Source organism: Mammaliicoccus sp. B-M6, assembly GCF_022386965.1.
GTDB lineage: Bacteria > Bacillota > Bacilli > Staphylococcales > Staphylococcaceae > Mammaliicoccus > Mammaliicoccus sciuri_A.
Window position 1 is genome coordinate 1 of the sequence record NZ_JAJNHJ010000032.1, and the last position, 13,126, is coordinate 13,126.

At 33.9% G+C, this 13,126-nt stretch carries 14 protein-coding genes and 1 pseudogene; all 15 read left to right on the forward strand.

Annotated elements, in window-relative coordinates:
* Window positions 1-205: 205 nt before the first annotated feature.
* The 15 genes and pseudogenes from LQ693_RS10800 to atpB all read left to right on the forward strand — a co-directional run bounded on the left by LQ693_RS10800 (window position 206) and on the right by atpB (window position 13,097).
* Window positions 206-1,636, forward strand: a complete 1,431-nt coding sequence (locus LQ693_RS10800; RefSeq protein WP_103361558.1) for an aldehyde dehydrogenase family protein — start codon at window positions 206-208, stop codon at window positions 1,634-1,636.
* A gap of 214 nt (window positions 1,637-1,850) precedes the next feature.
* Window positions 1,851-3,167 (forward strand): transcription termination factor Rho, encoded by a 1,317-nt coding sequence (gene rho, locus LQ693_RS10805; protein ID WP_025904466.1) that lies wholly within the window; start codon window positions 1,851-1,853, stop codon window positions 3,165-3,167.
* Between the two features lie 109 nt (window positions 3,168-3,276).
* On the forward strand, window positions 3,277-3,531 hold the full coding sequence (locus LQ693_RS10810; RefSeq protein ID WP_025904467.1) for a type B 50S ribosomal protein L31: 255 nt from the start codon (window positions 3,277-3,279) through the stop codon (window positions 3,529-3,531).
* A 118-nt stretch (window positions 3,532-3,649) separates the two neighbouring features.
* The gene (locus LQ693_RS10815; protein ID WP_025904468.1) at window positions 3,650-4,249 is read left to right on the forward strand and encodes a thymidine kinase; all 600 of its coding nucleotides are present in this window, start codon (window positions 3,650-3,652) and stop codon (window positions 4,247-4,249) included.
* Window positions 4,242-5,318, forward strand: a complete 1,077-nt coding sequence (prfA, locus tag LQ693_RS10820) for a peptide chain release factor 1 (RefSeq protein ID WP_037589786.1) — start codon at window positions 4,242-4,244, stop codon at window positions 5,316-5,318. Before LQ693_RS10815 ends, prfA begins: the two co-directional genes overlap by 8 nt.
* Complete coding sequence (gene prmC, locus LQ693_RS10825; RefSeq protein ID WP_107572980.1) at window positions 5,305-6,159, forward strand: peptide chain release factor N(5)-glutamine methyltransferase; 855 nt, start codon at window positions 5,305-5,307, stop codon at window positions 6,157-6,159. Before prfA ends, prmC begins: the two co-directional genes overlap by 14 nt.
* Before the next feature lie 90 nt (window positions 6,160-6,249).
* Window positions 6,250-7,296 carry an L-threonylcarbamoyladenylate synthase gene (locus tag LQ693_RS10830; RefSeq protein ID WP_107572981.1) on the forward strand — a complete coding sequence of 349 codons (1,047 nt, stop codon included), beginning with the start codon at window positions 6,250-6,252 and terminating at the stop codon, window positions 7,294-7,296.
* Window positions 7,293-7,640 (forward strand): annotated as a pseudogene (locus LQ693_RS10835) (low molecular weight protein arginine phosphatase); the annotation flags it as partial. The gene LQ693_RS10830 and the pseudogene LQ693_RS10835, both read left to right, overlap by 4 nt.
* Window positions 7,641-7,795: 155 nt before the next feature.
* The gene (gene rpiB, locus LQ693_RS10840) at window positions 7,796-8,233 is read left to right on the forward strand and encodes a ribose 5-phosphate isomerase B (protein WP_025904473.1); all 438 of its coding nucleotides are present in this window, start codon (window positions 7,796-7,798) and stop codon (window positions 8,231-8,233) included.
* Complete coding sequence (locus LQ693_RS10845) at window positions 8,230-8,754, forward strand: TIGR01440 family protein (RefSeq protein ID WP_048540920.1); 525 nt, start codon at window positions 8,230-8,232, stop codon at window positions 8,752-8,754. The genes rpiB and LQ693_RS10845 overlap by 4 nt, the downstream gene beginning before the upstream one ends.
* A 24-nt stretch (window positions 8,755-8,778) precedes the next feature.
* On the forward strand, window positions 8,779-10,020 hold the full coding sequence (locus LQ693_RS10850; protein WP_103361551.1) for a serine hydroxymethyltransferase: 1,242 nt from the start codon (window positions 8,779-8,781) through the stop codon (window positions 10,018-10,020).
* Window positions 10,021-10,042: 22 nt separating this feature from the next.
* Window positions 10,043-10,672 (forward strand): uracil phosphoribosyltransferase, encoded by a 630-nt coding sequence (gene upp / locus LQ693_RS10855; RefSeq protein ID WP_025904476.1) that lies wholly within the window; start codon window positions 10,043-10,045, stop codon window positions 10,670-10,672.
* Window positions 10,673-10,694: 22 nt separating this feature from the next.
* Window positions 10,695-11,831 (forward strand): non-hydrolyzing UDP-N-acetylglucosamine 2-epimerase, encoded by a 1,137-nt coding sequence (wecB, locus tag LQ693_RS10860; protein ID WP_037589782.1) that lies wholly within the window; start codon window positions 10,695-10,697, stop codon window positions 11,829-11,831.
* Window positions 11,832-11,993: 162 nt separating this feature from the next.
* Entirely contained in the window at window positions 11,994-12,344 is a 351-nt protein-coding gene (locus LQ693_RS10865) for an ATP synthase subunit I (protein ID WP_058612666.1), read from the forward strand.
* Window positions 12,345-12,374: 30 nt separating this feature from the next.
* On the forward strand, window positions 12,375-13,097 hold the full coding sequence (gene atpB / locus LQ693_RS10870; RefSeq protein ID WP_239703211.1) for a F0F1 ATP synthase subunit A: 723 nt from the start codon (window positions 12,375-12,377) through the stop codon (window positions 13,095-13,097).
* Window positions 13,098-13,126: the final 29 nt, after the last annotated feature.

The following is a 13,126-nucleotide window of genomic DNA, read 5'->3' on the forward strand; positions in this document are numbered from 1 at the left end:
GTAGTACATTTGGCTGATCTTCTCAGTGCCCTTTTAGGGCTGGTCAGTAATAGAGGCTTATAGCCGCAGAACAAACCACCCGTTAAACGGGGGGTTTTGATTTTGTTTGAAATTTAAAATATTCAATTCTCAAACAGATTATTTTAATTATGACTATCATCCATACTATAATAACCAATGTAACAAATAAAGGAGTAGATAATTCATGAGACAAGATATCAAGCAATATATAAATGGCGAATGGGTTGAAAGTCATAGTGGACAAACATTAGATGTTATTAACCCTGCTACAGAAGAAGTTATGGGTAAAATTGCTGCAGGTAACAAACAAGATGTTGATGACGCTGTAGCTGCCGCTAAAAAAGTGTACGTGAAATTTAGAAATACTTCTTTAGAAGAAAGAAAAGCTTTATTAGAACGAATTGCAGATGAATATGAAAATAGAAAAGAAGATTTAATAGATGTAATGACGGATGAGCTTGGCTCACCAATTGAAAAATCAGAATCTGTTCATTATCAAATGGGCTTAAATCATTTTAGAGAAGCAAGTAAAGCGATCGATTCAATTCAATTTGAAGAACGTCGTGGTGATGATTTAGTTATTAAAGAAGCTATCGGTGTTTCTGGATTAGTAACACCATGGAACTTCCCAACTAACCAAACATCATTAAAATTAGCTGGTGCATTTGCTGCAGGTTCACCTGTAGTCTTAAAACCATCTGAAGAAACACCATTTGCAGCGATTATTTTAGCTGAAATATTTGAAAAAGCTGGCGTGCCTAAAGGTGTGTTCAACTTAGTAAATGGTGATGGCCAAAGTGTTGGTGATCCATTAAGTTCACATCCTGATGTACGTATGATGTCATTTACGGGTTCAGGTCCAACTGGTAGAAAAATCATGGAAAACTCAGCTAAAGACTTCAAAAAAGTATCATTAGAGCTAGGTGGTAAATCACCATTAGTAGTGTTAGATGACGTTGATATCGAAGAAGCAGCTAAAGGTGCAGTTGCTAAGTTCGTACAAAATACTGGTCAAGTTTGTACAGCAGGTACACGTACATTAGTACCAGAAAGTATTAAAGATGAATTTATCGCAGCAGCTAAAAAAGCAATTGAAAATGTTAAAGTTGGTAATCCTAGAGAAGCTGGCCAAGATGCAGGTCCAGTTGTATCTAAAAAACAATTTGATACAGTTCAAAGCTATATTCAAAAAGGTATCGATGAAGGTGCAACATTATTACATGGTGGTGTTGGTAAACCAGACGGTCTTGAAAAAGGTTACTTCGTTAAACCAACATTATTTACTGATGTAACTAATGATATGACAATTGCTCAAGAAGAAATCTTTGGTCCAGTAGGTACAATTATTACTTATAAAGACTTAGATGAAGCAATTGAAATTGCAAATGATACAATTTATGGTTTAGCAGCATATGTATATGGTAAAGATTTAGAACGTGTAAGAGAAGTTGCTAAATCATTAGAAGCAGGTACTGTGGAAATTAATGACGCAGGTAGAAAACCTAATTTACCATTCGGTGGTTATAAACAATCAGGTATTGGTAGAGAATGGGGCGACTATGGAATTGAAGAATTCTTAGAAATTAAAGCAATTCCTGGTTATTTTAAAGAATAGTAAAATTACAAAATACAATATATTTTTAAGACTGAAACATTTCGATGTTTCAGTCTTTTTATATGATAGTTATAATTGAATAAAAAGTGAAATATTTTAACATAATTTATATATAACTTATTTTGTCATCTTCATAAAAAAATGCTATAGTTTAAAGGCAGATTATAAATCTGATAAAAATGAATGAGATTTTTAAGAAATGGGTGTCATAAATATGGCTGAAAGAGTTAGAACAAGTCCTCAGTATGAATCGTTTCACGAATTATACAAGAACTATACAACTAAAGAATTAACATCAAAGGCAAAAGAACTAAGAATAACAAATTATAGTAAATTAAATAAAAAAGAACTTGTCTTAGCAATTATGGAAGCTCAAATGGAAAAAGACGGCAACTATTATATGGAAGGTATCTTAGATGATATTCAACCTGATGGTTATGGCTTTTTACGTACTGTTAACTATTCTAAAGGTGAAAAAGATATTTATATATCTGCTAGCCAAATTAGACGCTTTGAGATTAAAAAAGGTGACAAAGTAACTGGTAAAGTTAGAAAACCTAAAGAAAATGAAAAGTATTACGGATTGTTACAAGTTGACTTTGTAAATGATCAAAATGCAGAAGAAGTTAAAAAAAGACCACACTTTCAAGCGTTAACTCCTCTATACCCACAACAACGTATCCAATTAGAAACTACAAGTAAAAATTATTCAACTAGAATCATGGATTTAATTACGCCAATAGGTCTAGGACAACGTGGAATGATTGTAGCACCACCTAAAGCTGGTAAGACATCATTACTTAAAGAAATAGCAAATGCTATCGCAATTAACCAACCAAAAGCGAAATTATTTGTATTATTAATTGGGGAACGTCCAGAAGAAGTAACGGATATTGAACGTTCTGTTGAACAAGCTGAAGTCGTTAACTCAACTTTTGATGAGCCGCCAGAACATCATGTTAAAGTGGCTGAATTACTACTTGAAAGAGCTAAACGTCTTGTTGAAATCGGTGAAGATGTCATCATATTAATGGATTCATTAACAAGATTAGCTAGAGCATATAACTTAGTCGTGCCACCAAGTGGTAGAACATTATCAGGTGGTTTAGATCCAGCATCACTTCATAGACCTAAACATTTCTTCGGAGCTGCTAGAAATATTGAAGCGGGTGGTAGTTTAACAATATTAGCGACTGCATTAGTTGAAACAGGTTCTCGTATGGACGATATGATTTATGAAGAATTTAAAGGTACAGGTAACATGGAACTTCATTTAGATCGTAAATTGTCTGAGAAGAGAGTATTCCCTGCAATTGATATTAGAAGAAGTTCAACACGTAAAGAAGAATTGCTTTTAGATAAAGAAGAACTTGAAATGATTTGGCAACTACGTAATTTATTTACTGATTCAAATGATTTCTCTGAAAGATTTATTAGAAAGTTAAAACGCACGGATTCTAACGAAGAATTCTTTGAAGTTTTAAGAAAATCTATGGTCGATAGTGCCAAGACTGGTAAACCGATTATATAAATTTAAGGTTGCATTTTAATTCTTCAACATATATAATATGTAAGTATTGAGTGAATAAGTCACAAATAAACTCTGTTCCAGATGGTTCAGGGCAAAGGAGCTGAAAAAAATGAAACAAGGAATTCATCCAGAGTATAATAAAGTTATCTTTTTAGATACAACTACAGACTTCAAATTCTTAAGTGGTTCAACACGTACTTCAAATGAAACTATGGAATGGGAAGATGGAAACGAATACCCAGTTATCCGTTTAGATATCTCTTCAGATTCACATCCATTCTATACAGGACGTCAAAAATTCGCATCTGCGGATGGTCGTGTGGAACGCTTCAACAAAAAATTTGGTTTCAAATCAAACAACTAATTATGAAGCGAATCAAGCATCCTTTTATAAAGGGTGCTTTTTTTTGTAAAAATTAATAAATAAGTAAAAATAATATGATATAATTAAGCGATTATGTTGAAAAAGGTGGATAAGTAATATGTACGAAAATTACCATTCCGGATGGATAGAATGTATTTGCGGAAGTATGTTTAGTGGTAAGTCTGAAGAGCTTATAAGACGTCTGAGAAGAGGTTTATATGCGAAACAAAATGTAAAAGTATTTAAGCCATCTATTGATAATCGATATAGTGAAGAAGCTGTAGTATCTCATAATGGAAATCAACTTGATGCAATCAGCATAGAACATTCTAGTCAAATATTAAAATATGATTTACAAGGCATCGATATTATTGGAATAGATGAAGTCCAATTTTTTGATAATGAAATCGTAAGCGTAGCACAAAAATTAGCAGAAGAGGGCTATCGAGTTGTTGTAGCTGGATTAGATATGGACTTTAAAGGTGTGCCATTTGAACCAATGCCTGAAATGATGGCAGTTGCGGAAATTGTTACAAAATTACAAGCGGTATGTGCGGTATGTGGATCTCCATCAAGTCGAACACAAAGACTTATAAATGGTGAACCAGCACATATTGATGACCCGATTATATTAGTTGGTGCAGACGAAAGTTATGAACCAAGATGTAGAGATCATCATATAATTAGAACTGAAATAAGGAGTGATATAAATGTTTGATCAATTAGAAATTGTTGAAAATAGATATGAACAATTAAATGAATTACTTAGTGATCCGGATGTCGTTTCGGATACAGACAAGCTAAGAAAATATTCAAAAGAACAATCTGACTTACAAAAGACAGTTGATGTATATAGAACTTATAAATCTGTTAAAGGTGACATTGAAGATGCGAAATTAATGTTAAACGAAACAACAGATAAAGAAGAACAAGATATGTTGAAAGAAGAAATTAACAGTCTTACTAAACGAGTACCTGAATTAGAATCTGAATTAAAATTCCTACTTATTCCTAAAGACCCTAACGATGATAAGAACGTTATTATGGAAATTCGTGGCGCAGCGGGTGGAGATGAAGCGGCTATTTTCGCAGGTGACTTATTCAGAATGTATTCAAGATTTGCTGAAGCACATGGCTACAAAATTGACGTCGTTGAAGAAAATATTAGTGACCATGGTGGCTATAAAGAAGTCAGCTTTTCTATTCAAGGAAACGGTGCATTCAGTAAACTTAAATATGAAAATGGCGCACACCGTGTACAACGTGTACCAGAAACTGAATCAGGCGGACGTATTCATACTTCTACAGCAACAGTTGCAGTATTACCTGAAGCTGAAGATGTTGAAATTGATATTAGAACAGAAGATTTAAAAATAGAAACTTACCGTTCTAGTGGTTCAGGTGGTCAGCACGTCAATACGACAGACTCAGCTGTACGTATTACGCATTTACCAACTGGTATTGTTGCGACATCATCTGAAAAATCTCAAATTAAGAACCGTGAAAAAGCATTTAAAGTATTGAAAGCCAGAGTTTACGATATGATGGTTCAAGAAGAAAATGCTAAATACGCTGAAAAAAGAAAGTCAGCTGTTGGTACAGGAGATCGTTCAGAAAGAATTAGAACGTATAACTATCCTCAAAACAGAGTAACTGACCATCGTATTGGATTAACTTTACAAAAGTTAGATCAAATTATGGAAGGTAAAGTTGACGAAATTATCGATGCATTAACGTTGCACGAACAAACAGAAAAATTGGAAGAATTAAATAATGGCCAATTATAATTTTCAACAGTTACTAAATGAAACTTATGATGGATTATCAGCACGAGGGTTTGAAACCTCTCGTGCTGATTGGTTATTAGAGGATATTTCAGGCATGTCTAGAACGCAAATTGCCATGAATTTAAATCAAAATGTACCTGCTAATATTTTAGATGCTTACTTAAAAAGTAGAGAACGTATGTATGAAGGTGAACCTGTACAGTATATTGCAGGTTTTGCAGAATTTTATGGTAGAAAGTTCAAAGTAAACCAACATGTATTAATACCTAGACCTGAAACAGAAGAACTTGTCTATCAAACATTACAGATGATACAGAGCGAACAAGTAGTCGTATGTGATATAGGAACAGGTACAGGTGCTATCGCAATTACATTGAAAAAAGAGCGACCTGATTTATCTGTTATCGCAACTGATATTAGTGAAGAAGCATTATTAATTGCCCAAACAAATGCATCAACACTTGAAGCACCGATAGAATTTCTAAAAGGTAAATCTTTAGAACCATTGATTAAAGAAAATATTAAAGTGGATGTACTCGTCTCAAATCCACCGTATATTTCATATGAAGAACAAAAAGAAATGTCTGATACTGTCTTAAATTATGAACCACATTTGGCTTTATTTGCAGAAGATGATGGCTTAGCGATCTATAAAGATATTATTCTAAATTTAGAACACGTTATGTCGGATAATGGACTCGTCATTTTTGAAATTGGCCATTTACAAGGTGAACTATTAAAAGACTTTATTGAAACCCATTTGAATGTTGAACATGTAAAAATCATTCAAGATATAAATCAAAACAATCGTATGATACAATTTAATTGGAATAATCAATAGAAGTTATGCACATTTAACGGGAGTTATCCACGTTGTGTGGATAACTTTTGTTTTAATACAATAAATGCTTTAAAGAAGGGAAGAAATGCATTGGAAACAAATGTTTGGGATGTGCGCAAGTATGTTCATAACTTACAAAGTTATCCACAAATTGATGAGATTATTGCAGGATATCATCAAAATAAATTGATTGCTTTACCAACTGAAACGGTATATGGATTAGGCGCTAATGCAAAAAATGAAGAAGCGGTTAAAGAAATATATGTAGCAAAAGGTAGACCGTCTGATAATCCACTTATCGTACATATACATGATAAATCTCAATTAAATGATTTCACGCAAAATATATCTCAAGAAACTGAAATTTTAATGGATGCTTTTTGGCCAGGGCCAATTTCATTTATTGTTCCTTACAAGTCAGGATTTTTAAGTGATCGTGTTACGGGTGGATTACAATCTGTTGCTGTACGTATGCCAAGTCATCATGTCGGTAGAGCAGTTCTACAATTAACAAATTTACCGATTGCGGCACCAAGTGCAAACATTAGTGGACGTCCTTCACCAACTAAATTTGAACATGTTAAACATGACTTGGATGGAAGAATATATGGCATCATTCAAGCAGAAGATATTGATGAAGGTATAGAAAGTACTGTAATAGATTGTACAAGTTATCCATTTAAAATTGCACGACCTGGTTCTGTAACAATAGAAATGATTAATAAAGTTCTGCCAAACAGTGTTATTAACGAAAAGTTAGATTTGGAAAAGCCAATTGCGCCAGGTATGAAATATAAACATTATGCACCTTCACAACCTGTAACATTAATAGAAGGTGGTATTACTAAACAAATGAGTTTGTCAGATAATACTTCTAAAAAGATAGCAGTAATAGGTCCTAAAAGTATTGAGCCATTAATCACAGAACAAATGACTTTTATACCGCTTGGTAGAGATATTTCGGATATAAAAGGTGCACATCACGATTTGTATGATGCTTTGCGAATAGCAGATCAACTTACAAACATTGATGAAATTTATATAAGTGGCTACGAAAGAAATGACGATACGATCGCATTAATGAATAGAATTGATAAAGCAAGTGGTCACAATATTAAAGGAGAAGATGAATTGTGAAAATAGTTTTTGTATGTACAGGCAACACTTGTAGAAGTCCATTGGCTGAAGCGATAGCCAAAGATATTAAACCTGAATATAATATTCAGTCTAGAGGCATTTCAGCTTTTGATGGGACACCAATATCTCCGCAATCAATGGAAATCATCTTTAAAAATGATTTGCCAATACCTGATACTGCTAAACAATTTTCTGAGCAAGATTTAGATGCTGATATTATCTTAACTATGACTGAATCTCATAAAACGATTCTAGAATCGCAATTTACACATCACAACATTCATTCAATAAAACAATACGTAAGAGGCGAAAAAGGAGATGTTTCAGATCCTTTTGGACAGTCATAAATCATTTATCAAAATACTTACGAAGAATTGAGAGCACTAATAGAAGATTTATTACAAAGTAATTAAGAATTCAAATAATTTGCAGAATTGCTATAACAGACATAGAAAATAAGTTATAATATTATAGTATAAACAAATTGGGAGGTGGGAAGATGAAAGTAGCTATTGCAGCAGACCATGGTGGCTATGAATACAAAGAAGCAATCAAACAATTACTTGATGAAATGAACATTGAATATAAAGATTTTGGTACACATAAAGGTGAGTCGGTAGATTATCCAGATTATGCAAGACCAGTATCTGAAAGTGTTGCAGATGGAACGTTTGATAAAGGAATTTTGATTTGCGGAACTGGAATTGGTATGTCTATCGCTTCAAATAAAGTAAAGGGGATTCGTTGTGCACTTGTGCATGATGTTTTTACTGCTGAAGTGACGAGACAACATAACGATTCTAATGTATTAGCAATGGGCCAACGTGTTATAGGTGAAGGTTTAGCACTTCTCATCGTCAAGACTTGGTTGACAAGTGAATTCGAAGGCGGTAGGCACCAAAGACGTATAGATAAGATTGAAGGCGGTTGTTCATGAAAGAAGATTTAAAACAATTGTTGAATGAACTAAAGTCTATTGATTTTTTTAACAATCAAGAACTATGCATCATTGGGTGTTCAACTTCAGAAGTTAAAGGTTCAAAGATAGGTTCAGATGGTTCGATTGATGTTGCTAAGGTTATATATGAAAGTCTTGATTTTATACATAAAGAGACAGGTGTTCACTTTGCGTTTCAAGGTTGCGAACATATTAACCGAGCTATAACAATCGAGCGAGAAATATTTGATCCTTATACAATGACTGAAGTATCTGTTGTACCACAAGCCAATGCTGGAGGTAGTTTGTCAACTTATGCATATCAACACATGAAAGACCCAATAGTTGTTGAACACATTCAATGCGATAAAGGTATTGATATTGGTCAGACACTAATTGGTATGCATTTAAAGCACGTCGCAGTACCTGTATCAATTGAAACTAAGCGCATTGGAGAAGCTATTGTTACAATAGCTAAGAGTCGTCCTAAATTAATAGGCGGCGAAAGAGCAAAGTATTAAATTCTTAAAAGTGAGGGATTGTACATGTCATTAATTAAAAAGCAAGACGAAGAACTTTTCAAAGCAATGGAAAAAGAGTTTGATAGACAAAATAATAATATCGAACTTATAGCATCAGAGAACTTTGTTTCTGAAACAGTAATGGAAGCACAAGGTTCTGTATTAACTAACAAATATGCAGAAGGTTACCCAGGTCGTCGTTATTATGGTGGCTGTGAATACGTTGATATCGTTGAAGATTTAGCACGCGATAGAGCTAAACAACTTTTCGGTGGAGAACACGTAAATGTACAACCTCATTCAGGATCACAAGCAAATATGGCTGTATATTTTGTGGCTTTAGAACCGGGTGATACTGTACTTGGAATGAACTTAAGTCATGGTGGACATTTAACTCATGGAGCAAAAGTTAACTTCAGTGGTAAGTTATACAACTTTGTAGAGTATGGTGTTTCTGAAGAAAATGAACAAATTGACTATGAAGAAATCTTGAGAGTTGCAAAAGAAGCACAACCTAAATTAATCGTAGCAGGTGCTTCAGCTTATCCAAGACAAATTGATTTTAAGAAATTCAAAGAAATAGCAGATGAAGTTGGCGCTAAATTAATGGTTGATATGGCTCATATCGCTGGTTTAGTTGCAGCAGGTTTACATCAAAACCCTGTTGATTATGCTGACTTTGTAACAACGACAACACACAAAACATTAAGAGGACCAAGAGGCGGTATGATTTTCTGTAAAGAAGAATATGCTAAAGAAATTGATAAAACAATTTTCCCTGGTATTCAAGGTGGTCCATTAATGCATGTTATCGCTGGTAAGGCAGTTTCATTTGGTGAAGCATTACAACCAGAATTTAAGGAATATCAAAAACAAGTAATTAAGAATGCTCAAAAATTAGCAGCAACTCTAGAAGACGAAGGTTTAAGAATTGTATCAGGCGGTACTGATAATCATCTTATCTGTGTAGATGTTAAAGGTTCTCTTGGCATTACTGGTAAATTAGCTGAGAATGCTTTAGATGAAGTTGGTATTACATGTAATAAGAATACAATTCCATTTGATCAAGAAAAACCTTTCGTAACAAGTGGTATTCGTTTAGGTACACCAGCAGTTACATCTCGCGGATTTGATGAGGAAGCAGTTGAAGAAGTAGGTAGAATAATAGCACTTGTGCTTAAAAATCCAGAAGATGAACATACATTAAAAGAAGCACATGAACGCGTATTATCACTAACTTCTAAGTTTCCACTTTACAACAAATAAATATTTACTGGAGGCTAGACTTATGGGTAAAGTACACGTTTTTGATCATCCATTAATTCAGCATAAATTGAGTTATATTCGTGATCGTAAAACTGGCACTAAAGAGTTTAGAGAGCTTGTCGATGAAGTCGGTATGCTTATGGCGTATGAAGTTACGAGAGATTTTGAAACACAAGATGTTGAAATCGAAACACCCGTAACTAAAATGAACGCTCAAAGATTATCTGGGAAGAAATTAGCACTTATTCCTATTTTACGTGCTGGCCTTGGAATGACAGATGGTATTATGAAACTCGTTCCAGCTGCTAGAGTAGGACATGTAGGGTTATATCGTGATCCAGAAACTTTAGAAGCGGTAGAATATTTTGTGAAATTACCACAAGATATTGAAGAAAGAGAAATTATTGTAGTAGATCCTATGCTTGCTACAGGTGCATCAGCAATCGAAGCGATTCAATCATTGAAGAATCGTGGAGCAAATAAAATACGTTTTATGGGCTTAATTGCTGCACCTGAAGGGGTTAAAGCATTACAAGAAGCACATGAAGACGTAGATATTTATATTGCTGCATTAGACGAAAAATTAGATGACCATGCATACATTACACCTGGTTTAGGTGATGCAGGTGATCGATTATTTGGCACTAAATAGATAATAGGAGGATTTTATTACAATGAAGAAAATTATGACGATATTTGGTACGCGACCTGAAGCTATTAAAATGGCACCTTTAGTTTTAGAGTTAAAAAATGATCCGGAGTTACAACCAATTGTTGTTGTAACAGCGCAACATAGAGAAATGCTAGATTCAGTTCTAGAAACATTTGATATTACACCAGATTATGATTTGAATATTATGAAACAAGGGCAAACACTTTCAGAAGTAACATCAAGAGTATTAGGTGGACTTGAAAGTGTTATTCAAGAAGCTAAGCCAGATATGATATTGGTACATGGAGATACAACGACTACTTTTGCAGGCAGTTTAGCAGCATTCTACAATGAAGTTGCAATTGGCCATGTAGAAGCAGGGTTAAGAACTTGGAACAAATATTCTCCATTCCCAGAAGAAATGAATCGACAAATGACGGGGGTCCTTGCTGATTTACACTTCTCACCAACTGATCAGTCTAAACATAATTTACTTCAAGAAAATAAAAAAGACGAATCTATTGTTGTGACAGGTAATACAGCTATAGATGCGTTATCAACTACTGTAACTGACGATTATGAAAGTGAAATTATTAAACGTCACGAAGGTAAACGCATCGTGCTATTAACTGCGCATAGACGTGAAAACATTGGTAAACCGATGGAGAACATTTTTAAAGCTGTTAGACAAATTGTTGAAGAGCATGAAGATGTTGTTGTCGTTTATCCAATGCACAAAAATCCTAAGGTTAGAGAAATTGCTAACCAAATATTGAGTGATCATGATCGTATAGAATTGATTGAACCTTTAGAAGTTATAGATTTCCATAACTTTGCAGCTAATTCTCACTTGATCTTAACAGATTCAGGTGGTGTTCAAGAGGAAGCACCTTCATTAGGTAAACCAGTACTTGTCTTAAGAGATACGACTGAGAGACCTGAAGGCGTTGAAGCTGGAACGTTGAAACTTGTAGGTGTAGAAGAAGAGAACATCTATAACGAAACTAAAGCGTTATTAAATGATCAATCATTATATGAAAAAATGAGCATCGCTCAAAACCCTTATGGGGATGGTCTCGCTTCTAAGAGAATATGTGAAAATATTAAATATTATTTTGATATTCTGAAAGAAGCACCGGAACCATTTAGAACAAAATAATTAAAGTGGTGGTTTGTGTCAATTCTGTGACAAAAAAATGACGAAAATTTGTTTTCTATTTTTGTCATAGCATTGACACTATAAGTCCACTATATTATCATGAAAACTGTGTGATGAAACGGTTTTCAAAGATATGCCACTTATCTAAGGAGTTTCAGCTGAATGTTTGATATAAAGGGCTTTTTTAAGTCTTATTTACAGTATTTTATTTTCTTTATTATTATTCTAGTTGTAGTGTATTTCTTCTTGAAACATGAGTTCATTTTAGGACTTATTATTGGAACAATAGCATCAGCTGTTAACTTGTTTTCATGGGAAGTTTACCTCAATCGAGCTAAAAATGCTGAATCATTACAATTATCAACAGGAAACTGGGTCAGATATCTTGTGACAATCGTTGCTTGCTGTTTTTGGCTTAAATATCCACTAATCGTTGATATTATCGGGATTTTATTTGGATTGATGATAGCATATGTATTAATTATGTTTAAATCACTGAAAAGTCTCGATTAAATAATTAAAATTGTGAAAAGAGGTGAAGATATGGAACACGAATCACCTATGTGGTCCATCAATTTGGGAGGATTTGATTTAGTTTTCAATCTTTCAAGTATGTTAATGTTGTTAGTTTCTGCAGTTATCGTCTTTGTAATAGCTGTTGTCTGTACTAGGAATCTAAAAATTAGAGCTACTGGTAAACAGAACTTTATTGAATGGGTATTTGACTTTGTAAAAGGTATTATCCAAAGCAATATGGCATGGAAAGACGGAGGAAGATTTCACTTCTTGGCGGTTACACTTATATTCTTCATATTTGTATCAAATATGTTAGGATTACCGTTCTCAATTGTTGTAGGACATACACTATGGTGGAAATCACCTACAGCAGATCCAACAGTAACATTAACGTTAGCAACATTGATGGTTCTTTTAACACATTACTATGGTGTTAAAATGCGTGGTACTGGCGCGTACTTGAAATCATTTGTACAACCAGTAGCATTTATGGTGCCATTCAAAATTGTTGAAGAATTTGCTTCAACATTAACGCTTGGTCTACGTTTATACGGTAATATATTCGCAGGTGAAGTATTACTTGGTTTATTAGCAACATTAGCAGCTGGAGGCGTTTTAGGCGCATTCGGTGCAGTTTTACCAGCGATAGTATGGCAAGGATTCTCAATATTTATTGGTTCAATTCAGGCTTACATATTCGTAATGTTATCAATGGTTTATATGTCCCATAAAGTGGCAGACGATCATTAATATATAATTTTAAAAAAACAATTAATATT